This is a genomic window from Streptomyces sp. NPDC001914, assembly GCF_042891215.1.
Classification (GTDB): Bacteria; Actinomycetota; Actinomycetes; order Streptomycetales; family Streptomycetaceae; genus Streptomyces.
The window spans coordinates 80117-105838 of record NZ_JBIASW010000006.1; the positions used below are offsets into that span (position 1 = coordinate 80117).

Below are 25722 nucleotides of genomic sequence, written 5' to 3' on the forward strand. Positions count from 1 at the left end.
AGGAAGGACGCTTGGGGATCAAGTGGCGGCACTGGGCGCTGCCGGCCGCGCTGCTGGCGCTCGCCCTGCCGGCGGCGACCGGTTGCGACAGCTCGCACGACGCGCGGCTGAAGCCGACCGCCGGCCCCTCCACATCCGTGGCCCGGGTGTGCGCCAAACCCGCGTCGGGGCCGGCGAAGGCGCCGGCCGGCGCGGTCACGGTCGACCCCTCGAAGGCCGGTGACCTGGCCAGGAAGACCAAGAACAGCCCCCCGCACACCACGTTCTGGCTCAAGCCGGGCAAGCACCGCCTCGAGGCGGACCGCTACGCCCAGGTCCTCCCCAAGAAGGGGGACGTCTATCTGGGTGCGCCGGGCGCCGTGCTCGACGGCCGCGGGAAGAACCAGTACGCGTTCGCCGGAACCGCCCCCGACGTCACCATCCGCTATCTGACCGTGCAGGGTTTCGTCGCCCCGCGCGACGAGGGCGTGGTCAACCACGACTCCGCCGACGGCTGGGTGATCGAGCACGCGACGATCCAGCGCAACTCCGGGGCGGGTCTGATGGCCGGGGCCCGTCAGCAGGTCCGCGCCAACTGCCTGCGCGACAACGGTCAGTACGGCGTGAACGCGTACAAGGGCAGCGGCCGTATCACCGGCCTGGTGCTGGAGGGCAACGAGATCACCGGCAACAACACGGACGACTGGGAGCGCAAGCGGCCGGGCTGCGGCTGCACCGGCGGCGTCAAGTTCTGGGCCGTCGACGGCGCGGACGTGCGCGGCAACTGGGTGCACGACAACCGCGGAACCGGGCTGTGGGCGGACACCAACAACAACGACTTCCTCATCGAGGACAACCTGCTGGAGGCCAACGACGGCGCCGCGCTGATCTACGAGACCAGCTACAACGCGGTCGTCCGGGACAACACGATCCGGCGGAACAACTGGGTCGAGGGCCGCAAGTACGCGGACCGCGGGGACAACTTCCCGTTCGCGACCATCTACGTGTCCGAGTCCGGCGGTGAACCACGGGTGCACGCCCGCACGGACCGGATCGAGATCTACCGGAACCGGCTGGAGAACAACTGGTCCGGGATCACCCTGTGGGAGAACGCCGACCGGTTCTGCAACAGCCCGGCCAACACCTCCTCGGGGGACTGCACGTTGCTCGTGAAGGACATGGACCGCTGTGCCCGGCCGGGCATCGCCAGTGAACCGCTCTACGCCGACTGCCGGTGGAGGACCCAGCGGGTGGACATCCACAACAACCGCTTCGTGCTGGACAAGTCCGTCGTCGACTGCACCGTGAAGTGCGACCGCATGGCGGTGCTGGCCAACTACGGCACCTATCCGGACTGGTCGCCCTACCAGGGCGACCGGGTGGCGGAGGCGATCACCGGCAAGCAGCACAACCGCTGGCACGACAACACCTACGTCGGAGCGTGGCGGTTCGTCGCCCACGACCCGAGCCGGGTGCTCGACTCCGGCCAGTGGCAGGGGGCGCCGTACCGGCAGGACACGGGCAGCTCCTTCCGTTCCCAGGACGGTGGTTGAGATGACCGTGGACCGCACACCGAAGATCATCGGGACCGTGTGGGGGCTGCTCGTCCTCAACACGCTCGGGTCCGCCGGGGCGAAGACCATCGTGCCGCTCCCCCGCTCCCTCATCCAGATGGTCACCATGGGCGCGCTGGTCACCGCGTTCGCGCTGGCCCTCGCGGTCAATCTGCGGCTGCGCATCCGGGCGAGCGCCTTCCTGTTCCTGCTCACCCTGCTCCTGGTGATGAGCGTGATCTCCAGCGTCCATCTGGAGTCCGGGTTCGGCGCCCTGTTCCGCTGCTTCCGGCTGGCCCTGTTCGTCGGCACCCTGTGGCTGGTCAGCCGCTGGTGGGACGGCGGCGAGACCTTCGTCCGGCACCACATACGGATGTACCTGGCGGTGCTCGGGACGGTGGCCGCCGGCCTGATCGCCTCACCGGGCGCGGCCCTGCCCGACCTCTACGGCGGGCGGCTGGTCGGCGCGCTGTGGCCGCTCACCCCGCCGCAGATCGGACAGTACGCCGCGGTGATCATCGGGCTGACGGTGCTGCTCCTGCTGGGCCGCAGGACCGACCGGACCAGCGCGGCCGTGGTCATCGTGCCCTCCCTCGTCCTGCTCGCGCTGACCCATACCCGCACGGCCACGCTCGGTCTGCTCATCGGGCTGGCGCTGGCGATCGGCTCGCTCGTCCTCACCAGCGGGGCCGCCCGCCGGTTCTTCACCTGGGCGGTGACGATCGGCACGGTGGCCGCGGTCGGGTTCGCCTCCGCGCTGCAGACCTGGTTCCTGCGCGGGCAGAGCCAGGAGAACTTCTCCAGCCTCACCGGCCGGGCCAAGGTCTGGCACGCTCTGCTGACGGCGCCCCGCACGACCACGGAGTACCTCTTCGGCGCCGGTCTGGGCGACAAGTCCTTCGACGGACTGCCCATCGACAACAGCTGGCTGGCCGTCTACAACGAGCAGGGAGTGATCGGGGTCGGGCTGGTGGCCGCGGTCATCATCGTGCTCGGCGGTGTCGCGCTGCTGCGGCCGCCGTCGCTGTCGAGGGCCTGCGCGATCTTCCTGATCAGCTACTGCGCGATCGCCTCGTACACCGAGGCGGGACTCGGCGACGCCTCGCCGTACCTGCTGCACCTGGCCGTGGCCGCCTCGCTGCTGGCGACGCCCGCCCCGGCGGCTCCCCTGCCGGAACCCCGGCTTCCCCGACGGCACGTCCCACGATGGGCCCAGCGATCGGAGGTGACGTGAGCATGCACGTCCTCGTGGTGCACAACCGCTACGCCTCGGCGCAGCCGAGCGGGGAGAACAAGGTCGTCGACCAGGAGGTGGCGCTGCTGCGCGAGGCCGGCCACCGGGTCGAGACGTTCGAGCGGCGCAGCGACGACATCGCCGCCCGGTCCCTGCCGGGCAAGGCCGCGATACCGCTGCTGGTGCCGTGGAACCCGGCGGTCCGCTCGGAACTCGCCGACAGGCTGCGCGCGCAGAAGCCGGACGTGGTGCACGTGCACAACGTCTTCCCGCTGCTGTCCCCCGCCGTGCTGGCCGCCTGCGCCGACGCGGGCGTGCCCGCGGTGGCCACGCTGCACAACTACACCCAGATCTGCCCGCCCGGCACGCTCCAGCGGGACGGCCGGCCCTGCACCGAATGCGTCGGGTCCACGCCGCTGCCCGCCGTCCGGCACGGCTGCTACCGGGGCTCCCGGCTGGCGACGGTGCCGCTCGCGGTCAGCATGTCGGTCAACCGGCGGCGGTGGTGGACCGGTGTGGAGCGGTTCCTCTGCATCTCGGCGGCGCAGCGCGACGTCCTGGTGAAGGCGGGCATGCCGGCCGAACGGCTCGCGGTGAAGCACAACTTCGTGCCCGAGCCGGGCGAGCTGCGTGAGGGCGCGGGCGAGCACGTGCTCTATCTGGGCCGGCTCGCGGAGGCCAAGGGTGTACGGCTGCTCATGGCCGCCTGGGACGAGATCGCCGCCGGCGGCGGTGTGGGCGTACCGCTCGTGATCGCCGGAACGGGGCCGCTGGAGCCGGAGGTGACCGCCTGGGCCGCGGGCCGGGACGACGTCCGTTACGTCGGCCTGTACGACCAGGAACAGTGCCGGCGGGCCATCTCGCGGTCGGTCGCCGTGGTGGCTCCCTCCACCTGGCTGGAGGCGTTCGGCCTCGTGGTCGTGGAGGCGATGGCGGCGGGGGTCCCGACGGTGGCCGCCGGCCACGGCGCCTTCGTCGAACTCGTCGAGGACGGGGTGACCGGGCTGCTGCACGAGCCGGGTGAGACCGCCTCGCTCGCGTCCTGTCTGCGCCGGATCACGGCGGCGCCGGACGACAACCGGGAGATGGGGAGGGCGGCCCGGCGCCGTTACGAACAGGGCTTCAGCCCGGCCGTCGGGCTGGAGCGCCTGGTGGAGGAGTACCGGACCGCGATCGCGGGACGGTCGGTACATGCTCGCGCCGGGGACACCCGCGCGATCAAGGGGGATGGGGACAGTACATGACACGATGCCGACTCTGCGGCTCGCACGCGACGGCGAGCGTCGTCGATCTGGGGGCGACACCGCCGTGCGAGAGCTTCCTCGCCGCTGACCAACTGGACCAGCCGGAGCCCGCGTACCCGCTGCACCTGCGGGTCTGCACCGACTGCTGGCTCGCGCAGATCCCGCCGCTGATCAAGCCGGAGGAGACGTTCACGGAGTACGCGTACTTCTCCTCCTACTCGACGTCCTGGGTGGAGCACGCGCGCACGTTCGTCGACGGCGCCGTCCAGCGGGTGGGGCTGGGCTCCGACGCCTTCGTGGTCGAGGTCGCCAGCAACGACGGTTACCTGCTCAAGCACGTGGTGGAGCGCGGCATCCGCTGCCTGGGCGTCGAGCCCTCGGTGAACGTCGGCGCCGCGGCCCGCGAGGCGGGTGTGCCCACGCTCACGGCGTTCCTCGACCCGGACACCGGTGCCGCCGTGCGCGCCGAGAACGGCCCGGCGGACCTGGTCGTGGCCAACAACGTGTACGCGCACATACCGGACGTGGTCGGGTTCACCCAGGGGCTGCGCGCCCTGGTCGCCGACGACGGCTGGGTCTCCATCGAGGTGCAGCACCTGCTGACCCTGATCGAGGAGAACCAGTACGACACGATCTACCACGAGCACTTCCAGTACTACACCGTCGCTTCCGCGATCCGAGCCCTTGCGAGCGGCGGGCTCACGCTCGTGGACGTCGAGCTGCTGCCCACGCACGGCGGCTCCATCCGGCTGTGGGCCCGCCCGGCGGAGGTGGCCGGCGAGCCGTCCGACGCCGTGACCGAGGTGCTCGACCGGGAGAAGGCGGCCGGGCTCCAGGAGCTGTCCGGGTACACCGAGTTCTCCGCCCGGGTGGCCAAGGTGCGCCGGGACCTGCTGCGGTTCCTGATCGACGCGGCCGAACGCGGCGAGACGGTCGTCGGCTACGGCGCCCCGGGCAAGGGCAACACCCTGCTCAACCACTGCGGCATCCGGCCCGACCTGCTCGCGTACACGGTCGACCGCAACCCCTACAAGCACGGCCGGTTCACCCCGGGCACCCGCATCCCGATCCTGGCACCCGAGCAGATCGCCGCCGACAAGCCGGACTACGTCCTGGTCCTTCCGTGGAACCTGCGGACCGAGCTGACCGAGCAGTTGTCCTTCGTGCACGACTGGGGCGGCCGCCTCGTGTTTCCCATTCCGGAACTGAGCATTGTCGAGGTCAAGCGATGAAGGTCGTCCTGTTCTGCGGCGGTTACGGGATGCGGATGCGCAACGGAACCTCCGACGACGTGCCCAAGCCGATGGCGATGGTCGGCCCGCGCCCGCTGATCTGGCACGTCATGCGCTACTACGCGCACTTCGGGCACAAGGAGTTCATCCTGTGCCTCGGGTACGGGGCCCACCACATCAAGGACTTCTTCCTCAACTACGAGGAGACGACGTCCAACGACTTCGTGCTGCGCGGCGGGAAGACCGAACTGCTGTCGACCGACATCGCCGACTGGACGATCACCTTCGCGCAGACCGGCATCGAGTCGCCGATCGGGGAGCGGCTGCGCCGGGTACGGCAGCACCTGGACGGCGACGAGATGTTCCTCGCCAACTACGCCGACGTGCTCACCGACGCCCCGCTGCCGCAGATGATCGACAACTTCACCCGGCGCGACGCCGGCGCGTCGATGATGGTGGTCCCGCCGCAGTCCTCCTTCCACTGCGTCGAGTTGGGCGAGGACGGCCTGGTGGGCGGCATCACCGCGGTCAGCGACATGCCGCTGTGGGAGAACGGCGGCTACTTCGTGCTCCGCCAGGAGGTCTTCGACCACATCCCGGAGAACGGGGACCTGGTCGCCGACGGCTGCGCCCAACTGGCCAAGCAGGGACGGCTGGTGGCGCACCAGCACCGCGGCTTCTGGAAGCCGACCGACACCGTGAAGGAGCGGGCCGCGCTCGACGAGGCCTACACCCGGGGCGATCGCCCGTGGGCCGTGTGGGAGCGCGGCGGCACCCCCGCACGGGTGCCCGCGAGCCGGGTCGGCGCCACGGCGGGCACCGCGTGATCCGGCTGGGGGCCGGGCGCCTGAACGGGATCGTCGCGGTGGGCGCGCACTGCGACGACATCGCCATCGGCGCCGGCGGCACGCTGCTGACGCTGTGCCACGCGCATCCCGGCATCCGCGTCGACGCGCTGGTGCTCAGCGGCGGGGGCGGTGAACGGGAACAGGAGGAACGGGCCGCGCTGGCCGCCTTCTGCCCGGGCGCCGACCTCAGGCTGACCGTGCACAAGCTGCCGGACGGCCGGCTGCCCGCGCACTGGGACGAGGCCAAGGGCGCGGTCGAGGAACTGCGCGCGGGCACGGAGCCGGATCTGGTCCTCGCCCCGCGCACCGACGACGCGCACCAGGACCACCGGGGTCTGGCCAAGCTCATGACCACCGCGTTCCGCGACCACCTCGTGCTCGGCTACGAGATCGTCAAGTGGGACGGCGATCTCGGCCGTCCCACGGCGTACCAGCCGCTGTCGCCGGAGACAGCCGAGGAGAAGGTGCGGCTGCTGCAGGAGCACTACCCCTCGCAGCAGCACCGGCCCTGGTACGACCGGGAGGCCTTCCTCGGGCTGGCCCGGATCCGCGGCATCGAAAGCAACGCGCGCTACGCCGAGGCGTTCGCCGTCACCAAACTCACTCTCGACCTGGGGGAATGAACCTTGCGCGTACTGCTGACCGGGCACCAGGGCTACCTGGGCACCGTCATGGCCCCGGTCCTCACGGCCGCCGGACACGAGGTCGTCGGCCTCGACGCCGGCCTGTTCGCCGACTGCGTCCTCGGCCCGGTGCCCGCCGACCCTCCGACGCGGCAGGTGGACCTGCGCGACGTCACGGCCGAACACGTGGCCGACGTCGACGCCGTGATCCACCTGGCCGCGCTGTCCAACGACCCGCTGGGCGCGCTCGCGCCCGACCTCACCTACGACATCAACCACCACGCGTCCGTGAAGCTGGCCCGGCTCGCCCGCGAGGCAGGGGTGCGGCGCTTCCTGTACGCGTCGACGTGCTCGGTCTACGGCGCGGCCGGAGGCGACGAACTGGTCGCCGAGGACGCCCCGCTGCGGCCGGTGACGCCGTACGCGGAGTCCAAGGTGCGGGTCGAGGACGACCTGCACGAGCTCGCCGACGGCGACTTCACCCCGGTGTACATGCGCAACGCCACCGCCTTCGGCTTCTCGCCCCGGCTGCGCGCCGACATCGTGCTGAACAACCTGGTGGGGCACGCCCTGCTGTCCGGCGAGGTCCTGGTGCTCTCCGACGGCACGCCCTGGCGTCCGCTCGTGCACGCCGCCGACATCGCGCGGGCCTTCACGGCCGCGCTGGACGCGCCCCGGGAGGCCGTGCACGACCGGGCGTTCAACATCGGCAGCGAGGTCAACAACGTCACGGTCGCCGAGATCGCCGAGCAGGTCGCCGAGGCGGTGTCCGGCGCCAAGGTGGTGATCACCGGCGAGAACGGCGCCGATCCGCGGTCCTACCGGGTGGACTTCTCCCGGTTCCGCGCCGCGATCCCCGGCTTCGACTGCGAGTGGACGGTCAAGCAGGGCGCGCTCGAACTCGCCGACGCCTACCGCGAGCACGGGCTGACCCGGGAGAGCTTCGAGCAGCGCTTCACCCGGCTCGCCGTGCTGCGCGCGGCGTCCGACGCGGGCACCGTCGACGAAACCCTGCGGTGGCGCCGATGAACACCGCCGGGGAGGAGATGTACGCGCTGGTGGAGCGGTTGTACCCGCTGTGCCGGAGCATCACCGGCGACGGGGTGCGCGCCACCCTGGACATCGTCGGGGAGTACATCCCGCTCCAAGTGCACGAGGTGCCGACCGGGACCCAGGTGCTCGACTGGACGGTGCCGCAGGAGTGGAACATCCGCGACGCCTACATAGCCGACGCCACGGGCAGGCGGGTGGTCGACTTCGCCGCCTCCAGCCTGCACGTGCTCGGCTACAGCGTGCCGGTGTCGGCGACCATGCCGCTGTCCGAGCTGCGCGGACATCTGCACACGCTGCCGGACCAGCCGGCCCTGGTGCCGTACCGCACCAGCTACTACAAGCCCGAGTGGGGGTTCTGCCTGGCCCAGGAGACCCTGGACGCACTGCCCGAGGGCGACTACGAGGTGCGTGTCGACTCCACGCTCGCCGACGGCCACCTCACCTACGCGGAGCACGTGGTCCCCGGGCAGGTCACCGACGAGGTGATCGTCTCCTGCCACGTGTGCCACCCGTCGCTGGCCAACGACAACCTGGCCGGTGTCGCCGTGGCGGTGTACCTGGCGCGGGCGCTGGCGGAGCAGAACCCGTACTACACCTACCGGTTCATCTTCGCGCCCGGCACCGTCGGGGCGATCACCTGGCTGGCCCGCAACGCGGAACGGGTGGACCGGGTCAAGCACGGGCTGGTGCTGGCCTGCGCGGGCGACTCGGGGAACCTGACGTACAAGCGGAGCAGGCGCGGCGACGCGGAGATCGACCGCGTGCTGGAGCATGTGCTCCGCTCCTCCGAACGCCCGCACCTGGTCAAGGAGTTCACGCCGTACGGCTACGACGAGCGGCAGTACTGCTCGCCGGGGTTCGATCTCGGCGTGGGCTCGCTCAGCCGGACCCCGTACGCCGGGTACCCCGAGTACCACACCTCGGCGGACGACCTGGACTTCGTCTCCCCGGAGGCGATGGAGGACACGCTCGCCGTCTGCCGCGAGGCGTTCGCCGTCCTGGACCGCAACCGGCGGTACGTCAACCTCAGTCCCTACGGCGAGCCGCAGCTCGGGCGGCGCGGGCTGTACGACTCGCTCGGCGGCCGCAGCGACGCCAAGCAGGCCCAGATGGCCATGCTCTGGGTGCTCAGCCTCTCCGACGGCGAGCACAGTCTGCTGGACGTCGCGGAGCGGGCCGGTCTGCCGTTCGGCACCGTCGCCGTCGCGGCCGACGCCCTGCGCGACGCCGAACTGATCAAGGTGTGACGCCGATGAACGCCGAGGAGCAGAATCCGCCGGTGACGGCGCCACCGGCCGGGTCCGCCAAGCGGGCCCTGGTGGGCCGGCTGTCCTGGGGGCTGGCCGACCAGGCGGCCTCCAGCGTGAGCAACTTCGCGGTGGGCATCTACGTGGCCCGCTCGCTGGGGGTGACCGCGTTCGGCGTGTTCAGTCTCGCCTGGGTGACGTACGGCGTGGTGCTGAACGTCTCCCGGGGGCTCGCCACCGATCCGCTCACGGTGCGTTTCAGCGGCCCGCCCGGTGCGGCCTGGCGCGGGGCGGTGGGCCGCTCGACGGGTACCGCGCTCGGCGTCGGCGCCGTCCTCGGCGTGGTGTGCCTGCTGGCCGGACTCGGCATGGGCGGCCGGGTCGGGCCGGCATTCGCCGCCCTCGGTGTCCTGCTTCCGGGGCTGCTGCTCCAGGACGCCTGGCGGTACTCGTTCTTCGCCGCGGGCAGCGGACGGAAGGCGTTCCTCAACGACGTCGTGTGGGGTGTCGCGCTCGTCCCGGCCATGGTGGTGGCCGCCCGAGTCGGCACCGTGGCCGCCTTCGTGCTCGCCTGGGGAGCGTCCGCCACGGTGGCCGCGGGGTACGGCTACGTCCAGTCCGGCATCCGGCCGCGGCTGACCGAGGCCCGCGGGTGGCTGCGCGAGCAGCGCGATCTCGGCTACCGGTACCTGGTCGAGAACGTCAGCCTCAGCGGCGCGAGCCAGCTGCGGGCGTACGGGCTCGGCGTCATCGTCGGGGTCGGAGCGGTGGGCGCGGTGCGCGGCGCCGAGCTGCTGCTCGGCCCGTTCCTGGCCGTGCTCATGGGGCTGTCCCTGGTCACCGTCCCGGAGGCGGCACGGGTGCTGCGGCAGGCCCCGCATCAACTGGGCAGGTTCTGCCTGCTCCTCGGCGGGGGCCAGGCCGCCGGCGCGCTGCTCTGGGGCGCGGCGCTGCTGCTGGTGCCCGGCCGGCTCGGCGAGCTGGTGCTCGGCGACGTCTGGCACTCCGCCTCCCAGCTCATCGTGCCGATCAGCCTCGGCGTCGCCGGCGCGGGCCTCGGCACCGGCGCGGCGGCCGGGCTGCGCGCGCTCGGCGCGGCCCGGCGCAGCCTGCGCTGCCAGCTGTTCGCCTCCGTCTGCTACGTGGGCGGCGGACTCGGCGGCGCGGCCGCCGCCGGTGCGGTCGGCTCGGCCTGGGGTGTCGCCGCGGCGACCGTCAGCGGCTCGGCGGTGTGGTGGCTGCAACTGCGGTCCGCCCTGCGCGAGCACGCTCAAGAACCGATTCGCGAAGTGAGGACGTCATGACCGCGCAACCCAGGCTGAGCATCGGCCTGCCCGTGTACAACGGCGAGGAGTACCTGGCCGAGTCGCTCGACGCCCTGCTCGGCCAGACCTACGAGGACTTCGAGCTGGTCATCTCCGACAACGCCTCGGCCGACGGGACCGAGGACATCTGCCGCAGGTACGCCGCGAAGGACTCGCGCATCCGGTACATCCGGCTGCCCCGCAACATCGGCGCGACACCGAACCACAACCATGTGCTCGCCGAGTCCGGCGGCGAGCTGTTCAAGTGGGCCTCGCACGACGACCTGTACGGCCGGGACCTGCTGAGGCGCTGTGTGGAGGCACTGGACGAGCGGCCGGAGGTGATCCTGGCGCACACCGACCAGGCGGTCATCGACGGCGACGGCAAGGTGAAGGTCCCCTACGACTACACGCTCGCCACCGACTCGCCGAGCGCTCCGGAGCGCTTCCGCAGCCTGCTGTTCGAGCCGGGCGGCGACGACTTCTACGGGGTCATGCGGACCGACGTGCTGCGCCGGGTGAAGGCGATGGACAGCTACCACCACGCGGACCGCACGTACGTCGCCGAGATCACCCTGCACGGGCCCTTCCACCAGGTGCCGGAACTGCTGTACTTCCGCCGCGACCACCCCAACCGCGCCGAGCGGGCGAACCCGTCCAAGCGTTCCCGGTGCGTCAACCTGGACCCGCGCCGGGCCGGCCCGCTGCACCCGACACCCCGGCTGCTCGCCGAGTACGTGTGGGGCTTCGCCTCGGCGATCCGGCGGGCTCCGCTGTCCCCGGCGGACCGGCGGGCCTGTTACCGCCACATGGCCGCGTGGATGACCAGCCGGGTCCGGCCCGGGGCCGGCGAGCGGGTAGAGGACCGCGCCCCGGTCGACCCGGACCGGCTCACCGTCTCCGTCGACGACCTCGTCGCCGGCCGTGAGGGGAGGCGGGCGTGACGGCGGCGCAAACGCCGGTGCGTGTCGGGGTGTTCGGCCTGCTCGGCTCCGGCAACCTCGGCAACGACGGGTCGCTGGAGGCCGTGCTCGGCTATCTGGGGCGGCGGCACCCGGAGGCGGCCGTGGACGCGCTGTGCGGCGGGCCCGAGGCCGTCACGGCCCGGTTCGGGATCCCCGCGACACGGCTGCACTGGTACCGCGGGGAGTACCGGACCGCGTCACGTGCGGGCGCGGTCGTGGGCAAGGGGCTCGGCAAACTCGTCGACGTCTTCCGCACCGCCGCCTGGGTGCGCCGGCACGACGTGGTGATCGTCCCCGGCATGGGCGTCCTGGAGGCCACGCTGCCGCTGCGGCCGTGGGGCTTCCCGTACGCGCTGTTCCTGCTCTGCGCGAGCGGCCGGCTGCTGCGCACCCGGGTCGCGCTCGTCAGCGTCGGGGCCGCCGAGATCCGCAACCGGCCGACCCGGGCCCTGGTGCGCTGGTCGGGGCGGCTCGCCGCGTACCGGTCCTACCGGGACGAGCAGTCCCGTGACGCGATGCGGGCGATGGGCGTGGACACCGCGCGCGACAAGGTCTACCCGGACCTCGCGTTCTCGCTGCCCGCACCCCGTGCGGGCGAGCCCTCGGGCGCGCCGGGCCCGGTCTGCGTCGGCGTCATGGACTTCCACGGGGGCAACGACGACCGCGCCCGTGCCGACGAGATCCACGGGCGCTACCTCGACGGCACGATCCGGTTCGTGCGCACGCTGGCCGAGGAGGGCAGGCCGGTCCGGCTGCTCACCGGCGACACCTGCGACGCGACGGTGGTCTCCGCGATCCTCGACGCGGTGGACTCGCCGCTCGTCACGGCCGCAGATCCGGCCTCGCTGGCCGACCTGATGAACGAGATGGCCGCCGCCGACACCGTGGTGGCGGTCCGGTACCACAACCTGATCTGCGCGCTGAAGACCGGGACACCGGCGCTCGCGCTCAGCTACGCGGCGAAGAGCGACGCGCTCATGGACCGGATGGGGCTCGGCGCGTACTGCCACCCGGCGCGCGAGGTGGACGCCGACCGGCTGCTCGAACAGTTCCGGGCGCTGGAGAAGGCGTCGGAACAACTGCGCCGCACCCTCGCCGAGCGCAACCAGGACGCCGCCCGGCAACTGGAAGACCAGTTCGACGAGTTGACCTCGACCCTGTTCCCGGCGACCGACCACGCCCACGCCCAGCGGGAGACCCGATGAGAGCGACCGAAGTACCGGCGATCGCCGGCGCCTACCTGTTCGAGCCGACTCCGTTCGCCGACGAACGCGGCTTCTTCTGCCGCACCTTCGACGCCGACGTGGTCCGCTCGGTGGGGCTGGACCCGGACGCCTTCATCCAGGACAGCGTGTCCCGCTCGGTCCGCGGCGTGCTGCGCGGCCTGCACCTGCGCTCCGGCGCGGGCGAGGCCAAGCTCGTCCGGTGCTCGTACGGGAAGATCTTCGACGTCGTCGTGGATCTGCGGCCCGCGTCGCCGACCTACCGCAACGTGGCCACCTTCGAGCTGTCCGGCGAGACGCAGCGGACCGTGTACATCCCCGCCGGGTGCGCGCACGGCTTCCAGGCGCTGACCGAGACGGCCGACACCTCGTACCGGATCGACCGCCCGCACGATCCGGCCGAGGACGTGACCATCGCCTTCGACGACCCGGAGCTCGCCATCGCCTGGCCGCTGCCGGTCACATCGATGTCCCAACGGGACCGGGAGGCGCCATGCCTCGCCAAGGTCCTGCAGCACCAGGAAAGTTGAGGCCGGCGTGCCAACCGAAGACACTCGAGAACTCCTCCTGCCCCGCTCGCGAACGGCGAACGAACGGCTGCACGCCATGATTCCCGGGGGCGCGCACACCTACGCCAAGGGCGACGACCAGTACCCCGACGACCTGGCCCCGGTCATCAGCCACGGCCGCGGCGCCCACGTGTGGGACGTCGACGGGAACCGCTACATCGAGTACGGCTCCGGCCTGCGCTCGGTCAGCCTCGGTCACGCGCACCCGCGGGTGACCGAGGCGGTGCGGCGGGAACTCGACCGGGGCAGCAACTTCGTCCGGCCGTCCATCATGGAGGTCGAGGCGGCGGAACGCTTCCTGGCCACGGTGCCGACCGCCGAGATGGTGAAGTTCGCGAAGAACGGCTCCGACGCGACCACCGCCGCGGTGCGCCTCGCCCGGGCCGCCACCGGGCGAACGCGGGTGGCGATCTGCGCCGACCATCCGTTCTTCTCCGTCGACGACTGGTTCATCGGCACCACGCCGATGTCCGCCGGCATCCCGGCGGAGACCAACCGGCTCACGGTGACGTTCCCCTACGGCGACCTGGCCGCCACGGAGGAACTGCTCACCCGGTACGAGGGCGAGGTCGCCTGCATCGTCCTCGAACCCGCCACCCACACCGAGCCGCCGCCCGGGTACCTCGCCGGTCTGCGCGAGCTGGCCGACCGGCACGGCTGCGTCCTGGTCTTCGACGAGATGATCACCGGCTTCCGCTGGTCCGAGGCAGGCGCCCAGGGCCTGTACGGCGTCGTCCCCGACCTCTCCACGTTCGGCAAGGCGCTGGGCAACGGGTTCGCCGTCTCCGCGCTCGCCGGACGCCGTGAACTGATGGAGCTGGGCGGGCTGCGCCACTCGGGCGACCGGGTGTTCCTGCTGTCCACCACGCACGGCGCGGAGACCCACTCGCTCGCGGCCGCGATGGCGGTGCAGACCACCTATGCCGAGGAGGGCGTCACGGCGCGGCTGCACGCGCTGGGCGAGCGGCTGGCCGCCGGTGTCCGCGAAGCCGCCGCCGGCATGGGGGTCGGCGAGCACATCGTCGTCCGGGGCCGGGCCAGCAACCTGGTGTTCGCCACCCTCGACGAGAACGGGCAGCCCTCGCAGGAGTACCGCACGCTGTTCCTGCGCCGGCTCCTCGCCGGCGGGGTGCTGGCGCCGTCGTTCGTGGTGAGCAGCGCACTGGAGGACGCCGACATCGATCACACCGTCGACGTGGTCGCCCAGGCGTGCGCGGTGTACCGCAAGGCACTTGACGCCGCCGATCCCACCCCCTGGCTCGCCGGACGGCCGGTGAAGCCCGTGTTCCGCCGTCTGGTGTGACCCGAGGTGGGATGACATGACGTCAGCGTCCCTCCCGGTGACCGGCACCGGCCGTCCGACCGGCTGTCCGGTCCGCTGACCGCTCGGCTGTCCGGTCCGCCGTCCGGTAGGCCGTCCGGTCCGCTGACCGCTCGGCTCTCCGGTCCGTCGTGCGCCCGGCCGGCCGGTCCGACGTCCCGTCGGTCCGTCGGTCCGTCGTCCGGCGGGCGGGCCGGGCGGTCAGCCGGTCCGGCATCCGGCCGGCCGTCCTGTCGACCAGCCACGCCGTCGCCGGGACCACCGCCAGGGCGGTGCACCAGCCGCCCAGCGCGTCGGTCGGGTAGTGCGCGCCGAGGGCGACCTGCGCCCAGCCCATGGCCGCGCCGGCGGTCAGCCCCGCGCCCAGCACGAGTGCGGTGCCGGCCGCCCCGCGCAGGCCGGCCCGGCCGGTCGCGGTCAGCGCCACCGCGAGGGCGAGCGCGGTGGCGAAGGCGGTGTGCCCGCTCGGGTACGACAGGTTCCCGTCGCCGTGGATGGTGCGTCCCACCAGGGGTTTGAGGAGCGTCGCCGTCACCACGGCGACGGTGGGGCCGGCGACGACGAGCACGGCCGCGCGGGGCCGCCCGTAGAGCAGACAGCCCGCCACGAGGGTCACGACCAGAGGAGCCGATCCCGCGGGCTCCCCCAGGAAGTCCAGGGCCAGAGCCACGTGCCGCCACGGCGACCCCACGTCGTACGCGGCCGTCCCGATCCGTGTGTCCAGCGGTCCGGGCTCACCGGTACCGGCGTACAGGACCCCGAGCACGAGGACCACCGACGCGGCGAGAACCGCGGCCGGCCACAACCGTAATCGCGGCGCCGACGGCACCACGGCGGCTTCCGCCCGACGCCAACTCCCCACCAGATGACCCCCGTTGAGTGCGAGTCGGCCCGTAAGCGAGCCTTTGTCACCCTAACCAACAACCCCGTCGGGCAACACCGCCGCCGGGTACGGTGCGGGTCAACTCTTGGCGAAGTCTCCACCGGACGGTGCGATGGTGACCTTGACGTGTTTCATCAAGGGCTGGTCGCTCTGGAGGCTGTAGTCGCCGATCGCGCAGAGGACGTTCATCTCCGGCATGTACCCGGCCGCGCAGCCCCGCGGGATGTCGTACGGGATGGCCAGATAGCCGTCGAGACCGCGGTGGCTGCCGTCCTTGGCGGTGCTGACGATGTCGACCGGGGTGAACTCGGAGATGCCCCGTTCACGCATGTCGTCCTCGTTCATGAAGACCAGCGTGCGCAGGTTCTTGACGCCCCGGTAGCGGTCGTTGTCCGAGTAGATCGTGGTGTTCCACTGGTCGTGGGACCGCATGGTGCCGAGCGCCAGCGTGCCGGGCTCGGGGATCACGTCGGGCAGCGGGGCAGCGGAGAACTCGGCGAGGCCCGAGGGGGTGAGGAAGACCAGTTCGCGGGCGGGCTGCTTGATCCGGAAACCGAGCGGCAGACGCACCCGCCGGTTGCAGTCCTCGAACCCGTCGAGGACCCGGGCCATGGTGTCGCGGATGCGGTCGTAGTCCTCGATGTACCACTCCCAGGGGGTGTCGCTGTCCGGGAGCGCGGCACGCGCGATGCCGGCGATGATCGCGGGCTCGGACAGCAGGTCCTTCGAGGCGGGGCGCTTCATGCCGATGGACAGGTGGACCATGCTCATCGAGTCCTCGACCGAGGTGCTCTGGATCCCGGCGCGCTGGTGGTCCTTCTCGGTCCGGCCCAGGCACGGGAGGATGAGCGCCCGGCGGCCGTGCACGAGGTGGCTGCGGTTGAGCTTGGTGCTCACCTGCACCGTGAGGTCGCAGTTGCGCAGGGCCGCGTAGGTGTACGGGGTGTCGGGGGCGGCGAGGGCGAAGTTGCCGCCCATGCCGACGAACACCTTCACGTCGCCGCGGTGCATGGCCCGGATGGTGGCCACGGTGTCCATGCCGTGCTCACGCGGCGGGTCGATCCCGCAGACCTCGCCGAGCCGGTCCAGGAACTCCGCGGACGGCCGGTGGTCGATGCCGCACGTGCGGTTGCCCTGGACGTTGCTGTGCCCGCGCACCGGTGAGGGACCGGCGCCCTCGCGGCCCAGATTGCCGCGCAGCAGAAGGAGGTTGACGATCTCCCGTACGGTGTCGACGCCGTGTTCGTGCTGGGTGACACCGAGGCACCAGCTGATGATGGAGCGGTCGGCGTCGCGGTACACCCGGGCCGCCTTGAGGATGCCGTCCCGGCCGACCCCGGACTGCGACTCGATGGCTTCCCAGGAGGTGGCCTCGCACACCGCGCGGTACTTGTCGAAGTAGGCCGTGTGACGGTCGATGAACTCCTGGTCCAGGGCCTTCGGATCCGTCGCGGACTGCTCCAGGATCGCCTTCGCCATTCCGCGGATCAGCGCCATGTCGCCGCCGATGCGCGGCTGGAGGTTCAGGGTGCTGGTCCGGGTGGTCTTGAAGACGGCCATGTCCGTGAAGTCGTGCGGAACGATGGTCCGGGTGGCGGCCGCCTCGACCAGGGGGTTGATGTGCACGATCTGGGCGCCGCGGTGGTAGGCCTCGGCCAGGGCGGTGAGCATCCTGGGCGCGTTGGACGCGGCGTTGACGCCCATGATGAACAGGGCGTCGGTGGTCTCCCAGTCCTTGAGGTCGGCGGTGCCCTTGCCGGTGCCGAGCGACGCCGTCAGGGCCCGGCCGCTGGCCTCGTGGCACATGTTCGAGCAGTCGGGCAGGTTGTTCGTGCCCAGTTCGCGGGCCAGGAGCTGGTAGAGGAACGTGGCCTCGTTGCCCAGGCGTCCCGAGGTGTAGAAGGAAGCCTGGCCGGGGTCGTCGAGTTCGCGCAGGGCGCGTCCCGCGAGTTCGAACGCGTCGCGCCAGGTGACCGGAACGTAGTGGTCGGAATCCGGGTCGTAGACCATCGGTTCGGTCAGCCGGCCCTGGTCCTCCAGGTCGTAGTCGCTCCACCCGGACAGTTCGGTCACCGAGTGCGCGGCGAAGAACTCGCGGCCGACCCGCTTGTTCGTCATCTCCCACGTGACGTGCTTGATGCCGTTCTCGCAGATGTCCAGGTGCAGGCCCTTGGTGTCGTCGGGCCACGCGCATCCGGGGCAGTCGAAGCCCGTTCTCTCGTGGTTCATGCGCATGATCGCGCGGGGACCGTCCACGAGAGCGCGTTCGCGCACGAGGAACTGGGTCACGCTCTTGGCCGCACCCCAGCCGGCGGCCGGGTGGTGGTAGGGATGGAACTCCGGTTCCCCCCGCGGGTCGGGCCCCACGTGGGGTTCCCGGCCGTCCTGCCCGTTCTGGGATGCGTTCATGGCCCTCACCGAACTAGCACTGGGGTCGCTTTCCGTGGTTCGCGGCGTGCTTGCGGCGGCTCTTCTTCTTCCGGCGTCGCTTCGAGGACATGGGGACCTCCCTCACTCGCTCGCAGGACAGCGCGAAGCGTCCTGAACTCCGGTGACCCACGATTCCACAGATGACATACCACCGCGATCCGACCAAGAAGAGCAAAAAGAGCATGTATATGCTGAAAACACTCCGCTACGACCCGGGAAACGACCCGGAATACGACTCGGACATCCGACCCAGACCGCGCACACCGAGGAGCAGGCATGGCCAGCGAACCGGCACCGATCAGCGAGGCCGCCCGGCAGGCACTGGAGCAGGAACGCGCCGACCTGCGCACCGAACGCGCGAAGGTCGCGGCGACCCTCCAGGACTCGGACGCTCAGGTGGGCGACCACGCCGACGCGGCCGACGAGTTGCAGCGCGCGGACGACCTGCAGCACCTCGACGACCGGATCGCGCAGATCACGACACGGCTCACGCAGGCCGACCTGGCGGGTCCCCCGCCCACGGACGAGGTCGGGGTGGGCAGCACGGTCACCGTCCGGTTCTCGGACGGCTCGACGGACACCGTCCAGATCGGCGAGGGGGCCGCGGTGCTGGACCGGACACTGGTCACGGCCGACAGCCCGCTCGGGCGCGCGCTCCTCGGCCACCGGGCGGGCGACACCGTGGACTTCCAGGCACCCGAAGGACCCCGCAGCGCCGTCGTGGTCTCCCTGGGCGGCTAGCGCCCGAGGCGGACCGGAGGACCCGCGGTCCCGGGTCCTCCGGTCTGTGTGCGTGTCCTCGCCGTGGATTCAGTCCCCGTAGCTGGAGGGCGGATAGGGATCCCGGGTCCGCCGGGTGACATGTCCCGTCGGGATCCGCCCGGAACTCACCTCCAGGTCGATCTCCACGCGTTCCCGCCGGTAGGCGGCCTCGGGATCCTCCATGGGCCCGCCGGACAGCCCGGCCTCCCTCCGCTCGCGGACCGTGCGTGCGTAGAGCTCGTCGTCGTCGCACCGCAGGGGCATTCCCCTGTTGTGGGCATGCTCCGGATCGCCTTCGACAACCCGGTTGGGCTTGTGGTGCGTCATGCGCAGCCTCCTCAAACGACTACCCGGCGTCTCGCGAGCCCGGGTACGTCCTCGGTGTCAGGAGTCCTCCGTCCCGTCCTTCGTCGTACGTCGGTCACTTCGTCGTACGTCGGTCACTTCGCCGTGTCGTCCGCGGGCTCCGCGCTCCCGGCACCCTTGCGCACGGTGCAGCGCACGGAGCCGTCCCGGTCCTCGGCGACGATCGTGTCGCCGGGTTCGGCCTCGCCGCCGAGCAGCAGCTCCGCGATGCCGTTGTCCAGCTCCGTCTGGATCGTGCGCCGGAGCGGGCGGGCGCCGAACTCCGGTTGGTGGCCGTGGGCGATCAGCAGCTTCTTGGCCGCCTCGGTCACCTCCAGTTTCATGCCCTGCGCGTGCACCCGGCGTTCGCTGCGGCCGAGGAGATGCTCGACGATCTGCGCCAGATCGTCCTCCTTCAGACCGTGGAAGATGATGATGTCGTCGATGCGGTTCAGGAACTCGGGCAGGAACCTGGTCCGCAGTTCGTCCATCAACGCGTCCTTGAGGTCGGACACATCGCCCTTGTGGTCCAGGATGCGGTGCGCGCCGATGTTGGACGTCATGATCACGACGCAGTGCCGGAAGTCGACCGTGCGGCCCTGACCGTCCGTCAGGCGCCCGTCGTCGAGGATCTGGAGCAGCGTGTTGAAGACGTCGGGGTGCGCCTTCTCCACCTCGTCGAACAGGACGACGCTGTACGGCTGTCTGCGGACCTTCTCGGTCAACTGCCCCGCCTCGTCGTACCCGACGTATCCGGGGGGCGCCCCGACGAGACGGGCCACCGTGTGCTTCTCCTGGAACTCGCTCATGTCGAAGCGGACCATGCGGGTCTCGTCGCCGAACAGCTGCTCGGCGAGCGTCTTGGCCAGCTCCGTCTTGCCCACGCCGGTGGGGCCGAGGAAGAGGAAGGAGCCCACGGGGCGGTTCGGATCACCCATGCCGGCCCGGTTGCGGCGTACCGCCTGCGAGACGGCGGTGACGGCCTCGTCCTGGCCGACGATCCGGGCGTGCATCTCCTCCTCCAGCTTCAGGAGCTTCTCCTTCTCGCTGGCGGTGAGCTGGGACACCGGGATGCCGGTGCGCCGGGAGACGATGTCCGCGATGTCACGGGCGGTCACGGAGACCACACCGGCGCGCCGCTCCTCGATGCCCGCGAGTTCGCCCTCCGCCTCGGCGATCCGCCCCTTGAGCTGTCCCGCGCGCTCGAAGTCCTCGGCGGCCACGGCCTGATCGCGTTCCCGGCGCAGTTTCGCGATGCGGTCCTCGCGTTCGGAGACCTCGGTCGAGCGGACGGCGCTGCGCAGCCGCACCCGGGCGCCCGCCTGGTCCATCACGTCGATGGCCTTGTCGGGCAGGAACCGGTCGCTGATGTAGCGGTCGGACAGCTCCGCGGCGGCGGCCAGGGCGCCGTCGGCGAAGCGGACCTGGTGGTGCGCCTCGTACGCGTCGCGCAGCCCCTCCAGGATCTGCACGGTCTCCTCGACGGACGGCTCCGGCACCATCACCGGCTGGAAGCGGCGTTCGAGCGCGGCGTCCTTCTCGACGTACTTGCGGTACTCGTCGATGGTCGTCGCGCCCACCACGTGCAGTTCACCGCGGGCCAGAGCGGGTTTGAGCATGTTGCCCGCGTCCATGGAGCCCTCGCCCGTCGCGCCCGCGCCGACGACCGTGTGGAGTTCGTCGATGAAGAGGATGATCTCCCCCTCGGACGCCTGGACGTCCTCGATGACCTTCTTCAGCCGCTCCTCGAACTGTCCGCGGTACTGGGCTCCCGCCACCATGCCGGACAGGTCGAGCGAGACGACGCGCTTGCCCTTGAGGGTGTCCGGGACGTCGCCGGAGACGATGCGCTGCGCGAGCCCCTCGACGATCGCGGTCTTGCCGACGCCCGGCTCGCCGATGAGCACGGGGTTGTTCTTGGAGCGCCGCGACAGGATCTCGATGGTCTGCTCGATCTGCTCGGCGCGTCCGACGACCGGGTCGAGCCTGCCGGCCTTCGCCTCCTCCGTCAGGTCCCGTCCGAACTCGTCCAGGGTGGTGGCGGGCTTGTCGGGCTCGGGCTGGCGGTTTTCGGGGCGGGCCGTCCGTTCCGTGAGGCCCGCCAGCTTCTGCGCGTCCTGTCCGTCCGCGCGCAGCAACTGGGCGGCGCCGGTGTCCGCGTCGCCGAGCAGGGCGGCGAGGATGTGCTCGGGGCCGATGTAGGACACTCCGGCCGCCTGCGAGCGGGCGTACGCGGCGGCGAGCGTGCGTTTGGCCGCCGGGGTCAGACCCGGCTCCGAGGAGGGTTCGCTGCTCTCCCGGGGCAGGACCTCGGCGAGCTGGGCCGCGAGGGCGTCGGGGTCCAGCTCCGCCCGGGCCAGCAGCGAGCGGGCGGGTTCGACCTTCGTCGCGGCCCACAGCAGGTGCTCCGTGTCGAGATCGGAGGTCCCGTCCTGCTGGGCGCGCTGTGCCGCCAGGTTCAGGAGTTCCTGCGAGGACTCCGTCAGCAGCCGTCCGATGGGTACGCGCTGCACCGCCGGCGGGGACGAGGCGGGCGACATCCCGAAGAAGCGGTTGAGCAGTTCACCGAAGGGGTCGGACGAGCCGAAACCGTAGGACGACATCGACATGGACAGCTCCCGGTGCGGCAACGATTCCTTCCACCATTTCGCGGCGCCTATTGCTCCGCAACCGGAGCGGCCATCCGTGCCGCGAGGGTGCCGGCCTGCGGCTTTTCCTCGGCGGGGGCGGAACTCACCGAGGCCGAGGGGGCGTTGGCGAGCGCCGGAAATCCGGAGACGGACCGGCCCGCGAACCCGCGCGGGAGCCCGCCCCGGCCCGGTGTCCCTCGCGCACCCGGCGCCTTCAGACGGCGCCCTCGCCGGTGTCCCCGCCCCCGTCCGTGTCCTCGCCCGGGGCGGCCCACGGATCGAGTGCCACCACGGCCTCGTCGGTGTGGACGAGGAACGTCAGGGTCTGCCGGAAGTACAGGTCGACGCCCTCGGCGTCGTGGGCGGTGTAGCCGATGGCGAGATCCTCGCCGAGGCGCAGTTCGTAGTCGCCGCCCCGGGTGGTGAGCAGGAAGGCCCCCTCCACGGCGGGTGCCCAGATCAGCCGTCCGTCGAGCAGCCTGCCGAGGTGGGCGGCGACGGGGTAGCCGTGGTCGGAGGTCTCGCTGACCGCCGTGTAGGCCTCCGCGCCCAGGAGCAGCGCGTACGGGCCCTGCACGCCGGCCAGCCGGAGGGTGCTCAGGGCGTGGCTGACGGCGTCGGGGAAGTCGCGGGGCTCCGCGGGAAGACGGAGCACGGGGTTGGACGTACGGGCGCGAAGACCGTCGACACGGGCCGCGGCGTACCCGTCGAACACGGTCCGGTCCTCGGCGAACGCCATCGTGCGGGCCGCGTCCTTGACCGGCTGCCAGTCGGAGTCCTTGGCGCCCCGGTCCACGTCGTCGACGGCGTCACGGCCGACCCGGAACGGCACGGTGAGCTCGACCAGGGGCTGAACCTGGCGCAGCCGGGCCGCGACACCGGGTGACGGCCCGTCGATGCGGGACAGATGGCCGGTCCCGACGGCGGCGAGGACGGGCCCGTCGGGGCCCGTGACGTCCACGACGCGCCGGCCCGCGAGGTTGCGCCGGAAGGTGCGGCGCGCCTCGTCCTCGATCTCGTTCCACGCGGCGGGCGTGACGGGTGCGAGTTCGCGGTGCAGGTTGCCGGTTCCGGCGGCGACGGCGGCGGTGGCGTCGGGTGCGGTCGTCATGTGCGGGCTCCTTTGAGGCTGCCGATCCCCAGTGAGCCGTCCGCGGCTCCGCGCTCCCCGTTGGCGGCGGCGGAGCCGGGCGCGGCCTCGCCGGGCGCGGCGGCCGGGTCCGCCGCGTCCTCGTCCGTCTCCCGCTCGCCGGGGGCGGCGGGGAGGTCGTCGAGGAAGCCGGCGGGCGGCACGTGGAAGAGACATCCGGTGATCGCGGTCGAGAAGTCGAGGATGCGGTCGTGCGAGGCCCGGTCGTCGCCGAGGAACATGTTCCGCAGCATCTGCTCGGTCACCTCGGGGGTGCGCGCGTAGCCGATGAAGAAGGTGCCGAACTCGCCCTCGCCCAGGGTGCCGAAGGGCATGTTCTCCCGCACGATCTTGAGTTCCTCGCCGTCCGCGTCGGTGATGGTGTTGCGGGCGACGTGCGAGTCGGCCGGTTTGAGCTCGTCGGGGAATTCGGTGTTGTCCAGCTTCGTGCGCCCGATGACCCTCTCCTGCTCGTCCGACGGCAGCGCGTTCCAGGTCCGCAGGTCGTGCAGGTACTTCTGGACGATCACGTAACTGCCGCCCGCGAAGGCGGGATCCTCGTCGCCGACGACGACGGCGTCGACGGCCGCCGGACCCTCGGGGTTCTCGCTACCGTCGACGAAGCCGAGCAGGTCGCGCTCGTCGAAGTACTTGAACCCATGGACCTCGTCGACCACCGTGACCGCGCCGTCCAGGCGTTCCAGGATCAGCCGGGCCAGTTCGAAGCAGAGGTCCTGGCGGCGGGCCCTGAGGTGGAAGAGGAGGTCTCCCGGGGTGGCCGGGGCCCGGTGGCGTCTGCCCGTCAACTCCACGAACGGGTGCAGCTCCCGGGGGCGGGGCCCGCCGAACAGCCGGTCCCAGACGGCCGATCCGATGCCGACGACACAGCCCAGGTCGTCGTCCGGGGCCCGGAAGGAGACGGAGCGGCGCAGTCCGGAGACGTCCTCCAGCAGGCCGCGGACCGTGTCCTCGTGCCCCGGCGTGACGGTGGCCACGAGGAACACCGTGGCCCTGGCCGGTCGGGAGATCACAGCCTGTGGCTCGGCCAAGGGTCGGCCTCCTCGGGGGACGCGGAGGTGTCCGTCGCGCACGGACCGGACGGTTCTCCTCCCATCCTGCGGCGTCCCGGGGCAAACCGCACCAGAACGGTTCGCTCCCCCCGCGGGTGTCAGCCGCTCACGAGTCCGACGACGACGTTGATGGCCGTGGCGAGAATGCTGGTGCCGAACACGTACGACAGGAGGCAGTGCCTCAGCACGATCGAGCGGAGCCGCGCGCTCGAGACGCTGGTGTCGGACACCTGGTAGGTCATCCCGAGGTTGTAGCTGAAGTAGAAGAAGTCGCGGTACGCAGGCGGGTCGTCCGTGTTGAAGTCGATGCCGCCGTTCGCCTCGTAGTACACGTAGGCGTAGCGGGTGGCGTACATCAGGTGCAGGGCGGCCCAGGCCAGGAACACCCCGCACAGGGCGGTCACGGCCGTCGCGTGGCCGTGGTCGGACCTGTTGCCCCGCAGGAGCAGCAGCACGATGGCGCACAGCCCGCACAGGGCGACCGCGACCACGACGAGTTCGTCGGTCAGCGGGCGGAAGTCCTCGCGGCGCGCGTTGTCGCGGGTCGCGGCGGCCGTCATCGGCCACAGCACCGCCCAGCCCGTCAGGACGAAGAAGAGTTCCGTGGCGGCGATCCCGGCCAGCGGGCCCAGAAACGCGTCGTTCCCGAGTCCGACGGCCAGCCCGACCACGGCACCGAGGATCACCGAGATGATCAGCCGCGGCACGGCGTCCAGGGGCAGTCGCGGCAAGCTGGTCCTCATACGCCGTCACGGTATCCGCGGAACCGCCGGACGGCCCGGCGGGCACGGCGAACGGCGGGCGGCGGTCCGGGCGCCGGTCAGACGGAGAACAGCAGGCAGCTGCTGGTGGTGTGGGCGAGCAGCCGGTCCGAGGCGTCGAAGAGCTCCGCCTGGGCGAGCGCCGTACGGCGGCCGCTGTTGAGGACGGTGCCGACCGCGCGCACCGCCCCGGTGTCCACGGTGACCGGCCGCAGGAACTTCACGTTCAGGTCGAGCGAGGTGTAGCCGCTGCCCCGGGGCAGCACGGACTGCACCGCGCAGCCAGCCGCGGAGTCCAGCAGGGTGGCGTAGACGCCTCCGTGGACGCTTCCGATCGGGTTGTAGTGCTCCTCCCCCGGGACCAGGGAGAACACCACCCGGCCGTGCTCGACCTCGTCGAGGACCATGCCGAGGGTCGCGGCGATCGGCGGCGCGGGGAGCCGTCCGGCCTGTATCTCGCGGAGGAAGTCGAGACCGCTGTACCGGGCGACGGCGTCCGCGGAGACGGCAGGGTCCTCCCAGTCGTACGTACGAGACCTGCCCATGGCTCTTCCACACTCCCCGCTCCGACGGCCTGGCTCTGTTTTCCGAAGCCAGCTGGTACGACAGAAGCTAGCCAGCGCCACACCTGGCTGTCAATCCCACAGTCAGCCTACGATGGGGCGCATGACGTGGCTCGACACCAGTACGGAGAACTGCACGGTCCGGCGGACGCTCGACCTGATCGGCGAGAAGTGGTCGATGCTGGTCCTGCGGGACGCGATGAACGGGGTGCGGCGTTTCGAGGACTTCCGGCGCCATGTCGGGCTCTCCGAGAGCGTGCTGGCGGACCGGCTGCGGAAGCTGGTCGCCGCCGGGATCCTGGACACCGTGCCGTACAGCGAGCCCGGCAGCCGCACCCGGAACGAGTACCGGCTCACCCGCAAGGGCTGGGACCTGTGGCCCGCCATGATCGCCCTGAAGCAGTGGGGCGACCGCTACACGGCGGATCCCGAGGGGCCGCCGCTGGAGGTCGTGCACGCGGACTGCGGCGAGCAGGTGCGCGCGGCGGTCGTGTGCGGGGCAGGACACGGCACGCTGATCCCGCCGGAGGCCCGCACCCGCCCCGGCCCGTCGGCCCACCGGACGGATCCCGGCCCCCGGCCCCCCGGCCCCGTCCGCTGAAGACACCCGGGGCCGGCTCCCGCGGTCCTGGCCGAGGGGAGTCGGAAGGGGCTCGCGCCACGAAACGGGGCGGGACACAGGCCGCCTCGTGGTGCCGGAGCCCGGCTCGTGACAGCGTGACCCCGTGAGGGCCGTCCCGGCACGTCCGTCGGA

General features: G+C 71.6%; 23 protein-coding genes and 1 pseudogene. 15 read left to right on the forward strand and 9 right to left on the reverse strand.

Annotation, left to right across the window (positions count from 1 at the left end; translation table 11 throughout):
• Positions 1-11 precede the first annotated feature (11 nt).
• The 13 genes from ACFYYF_RS18635 to ACFYYF_RS18695 are packed head-to-tail and all read left to right on the forward strand — an operon-like array spanning position 12 to position 14377.
• Positions 12-1532: a right-handed parallel beta-helix repeat-containing protein gene (locus ACFYYF_RS18635; RefSeq protein ID WP_388776926.1), complete on the forward strand. Its 1521-nt coding sequence runs from the start codon at positions 12-14 to the stop codon at positions 1530-1532.
• A 1-nt stretch (position 1533) separates the two neighbouring features.
• Entirely contained in the window at positions 1534-2766 is a 1233-nt protein-coding gene (locus ACFYYF_RS18640; RefSeq protein ID WP_388776929.1) for an O-antigen ligase domain-containing protein, read from the forward strand.
• Between the two features lie 2 nt (positions 2767-2768).
• Complete coding sequence (locus ACFYYF_RS18645) at positions 2769-4010, forward strand: glycosyltransferase (protein WP_388777575.1); 1242 nt, start codon at positions 2769-2771, stop codon at positions 4008-4010.
• Positions 4007-5242, forward strand: coding sequence for a class I SAM-dependent methyltransferase (locus ACFYYF_RS18650; protein WP_361689467.1), 1236 nt, complete (start codon positions 4007-4009; stop codon positions 5240-5242). Before ACFYYF_RS18645 ends, ACFYYF_RS18650 begins: the two co-directional genes overlap by 4 nt.
• On the forward strand, positions 5239-6069 hold the full coding sequence (locus tag ACFYYF_RS18655) for a sugar phosphate nucleotidyltransferase (RefSeq protein ID WP_388776931.1): 831 nt from the start codon (positions 5239-5241) through the stop codon (positions 6067-6069). Before ACFYYF_RS18650 ends, ACFYYF_RS18655 begins: the two co-directional genes overlap by 4 nt.
• Positions 6066-6713, forward strand: coding sequence for a PIG-L family deacetylase (locus tag ACFYYF_RS18660; protein ID WP_361689461.1), 648 nt, complete (start codon positions 6066-6068; stop codon positions 6711-6713). The genes ACFYYF_RS18655 and ACFYYF_RS18660 overlap by 4 nt, the downstream gene beginning before the upstream one ends.
• Before the next feature lie 3 nt (positions 6714-6716).
• Positions 6717-7742, forward strand: coding sequence for an NAD-dependent epimerase/dehydratase family protein (locus ACFYYF_RS18665; protein ID WP_388776935.1), 1026 nt, complete (start codon positions 6717-6719; stop codon positions 7740-7742).
• Positions 7739-9013, forward strand: a complete 1275-nt coding sequence (locus tag ACFYYF_RS18670; protein WP_388776937.1) for a DUF4910 domain-containing protein — start codon at positions 7739-7741, stop codon at positions 9011-9013. Before ACFYYF_RS18665 ends, ACFYYF_RS18670 begins: the two co-directional genes overlap by 4 nt.
• A gap of 5 nt (positions 9014-9018) precedes the next feature.
• Positions 9019-10317, forward strand: coding sequence for a hypothetical protein (locus ACFYYF_RS18675; protein ID WP_388776939.1), 1299 nt, complete (start codon positions 9019-9021; stop codon positions 10315-10317).
• Positions 10314-11261, forward strand: a complete 948-nt coding sequence (locus ACFYYF_RS18680) for a glycosyltransferase family 2 protein (RefSeq protein WP_388776942.1) — start codon at positions 10314-10316, stop codon at positions 11259-11261. Before ACFYYF_RS18675 ends, ACFYYF_RS18680 begins: the two co-directional genes overlap by 4 nt.
• Positions 11258-12487, forward strand: a complete 1230-nt coding sequence (locus ACFYYF_RS18685) for a polysaccharide pyruvyl transferase family protein (RefSeq protein WP_388776944.1) — start codon at positions 11258-11260, stop codon at positions 12485-12487. Before ACFYYF_RS18680 ends, ACFYYF_RS18685 begins: the two co-directional genes overlap by 4 nt.
• Positions 12484-13035, forward strand: coding sequence for a dTDP-4-dehydrorhamnose 3,5-epimerase (gene rfbC, locus ACFYYF_RS18690; RefSeq protein ID WP_388776947.1), 552 nt, complete (start codon positions 12484-12486; stop codon positions 13033-13035). Before ACFYYF_RS18685 ends, rfbC begins: the two co-directional genes overlap by 4 nt.
• Before the next feature lie 7 nt (positions 13036-13042).
• Positions 13043-14377: a glutamate-1-semialdehyde 2,1-aminomutase gene (locus tag ACFYYF_RS18695; RefSeq protein WP_388776950.1), complete on the forward strand. Its 1335-nt coding sequence runs from the start codon at positions 13043-13045 to the stop codon at positions 14375-14377.
• Positions 14378-14597: 220 nt separating this feature from the next.
• On the opposite strand, the pseudogene ACFYYF_RS18700 reads toward ACFYYF_RS18695, so the two are convergent.
• The 3 genes and pseudogenes from ACFYYF_RS18700 to ACFYYF_RS18710 all read right to left on the reverse strand — a co-directional run.
• A pseudogene (locus ACFYYF_RS18700) lies at positions 14598-15257 on the reverse strand (phosphatase PAP2 family protein); the annotation flags it as partial.
• A 99-nt stretch (positions 15258-15356) separates the two neighbouring features.
• Entirely contained in the window at positions 15357-17687 is a 2331-nt protein-coding gene (locus ACFYYF_RS18705; RefSeq protein WP_388776952.1) for an FdhF/YdeP family oxidoreductase, read from the reverse strand.
• Between the two features lie 13 nt (positions 17688-17700).
• Positions 17701-17778 carry a 50S ribosomal protein bL37 gene (locus ACFYYF_RS18710; protein ID WP_382788762.1) on the reverse strand — a complete coding sequence of 26 codons (78 nt, stop codon included), beginning with the start codon at positions 17776-17778 and terminating at the stop codon, positions 17701-17703.
• A gap of 206 nt (positions 17779-17984) precedes the next feature.
• Between ACFYYF_RS18710 and ACFYYF_RS18715 the strand changes: the two genes are divergently transcribed.
• A complete protein-coding gene (locus ACFYYF_RS18715) occupies positions 17985-18449 on the forward strand; it encodes a GreA/GreB family elongation factor (RefSeq protein WP_388776954.1) in 465 nt (154 codons plus the stop codon).
• A 69-nt stretch (positions 18450-18518) separates the two neighbouring features.
• Here the strand turns inward: ACFYYF_RS18715 and ACFYYF_RS18720 are convergent, their stop codons facing one another.
• The 6 genes from ACFYYF_RS18720 to ACFYYF_RS18745 form a co-directional block, all read right to left on the reverse strand.
• Positions 18519-18797, reverse strand: coding sequence for a hypothetical protein (locus ACFYYF_RS18720; RefSeq protein WP_361689431.1), 279 nt, complete (start codon positions 18795-18797; stop codon positions 18519-18521).
• Between the two features lie 113 nt (positions 18798-18910).
• Positions 18911-21424, reverse strand: a complete 2514-nt coding sequence (locus tag ACFYYF_RS18725; RefSeq protein ID WP_388776956.1) for an ATP-dependent Clp protease ATP-binding subunit — start codon at positions 21422-21424, stop codon at positions 18911-18913.
• Positions 21425-21659: 235 nt separating this feature from the next.
• Positions 21660-22556, reverse strand: a complete 897-nt coding sequence (locus ACFYYF_RS18730) for a family 1 encapsulin nanocompartment shell protein (protein WP_388776959.1) — start codon at positions 22554-22556, stop codon at positions 21660-21662.
• The gene (locus ACFYYF_RS18735; protein ID WP_388776962.1) at positions 22553-23623 is read right to left on the reverse strand and encodes a Dyp-type peroxidase; all 1071 of its coding nucleotides are present in this window, start codon (positions 23621-23623) and stop codon (positions 22553-22555) included. Before ACFYYF_RS18735 ends, ACFYYF_RS18730 begins: the two co-directional genes overlap by 4 nt.
• 119 nt (positions 23624-23742) lie before the next feature.
• Positions 23743-24387 carry a DUF1345 domain-containing protein gene (locus tag ACFYYF_RS18740; protein WP_365482092.1) on the reverse strand — a complete coding sequence of 215 codons (645 nt, stop codon included), beginning with the start codon at positions 24385-24387 and terminating at the stop codon, positions 23743-23745.
• 77 nt (positions 24388-24464) lie between these two features.
• Positions 24465-24950 carry a PaaI family thioesterase gene (locus ACFYYF_RS18745; RefSeq protein ID WP_388776965.1) on the reverse strand — a complete coding sequence of 162 codons (486 nt, stop codon included), beginning with the start codon at positions 24948-24950 and terminating at the stop codon, positions 24465-24467.
• Between the two features lie 121 nt (positions 24951-25071).
• Between ACFYYF_RS18745 and ACFYYF_RS18750 the strand changes: the two genes are divergently transcribed.
• Positions 25072-25569 carry a winged helix-turn-helix transcriptional regulator gene (locus ACFYYF_RS18750; protein ID WP_388776968.1) on the forward strand — a complete coding sequence of 166 codons (498 nt, stop codon included), beginning with the start codon at positions 25072-25074 and terminating at the stop codon, positions 25567-25569.
• The last annotated feature ends 153 nt before the right edge of the window (positions 25570-25722 follow it).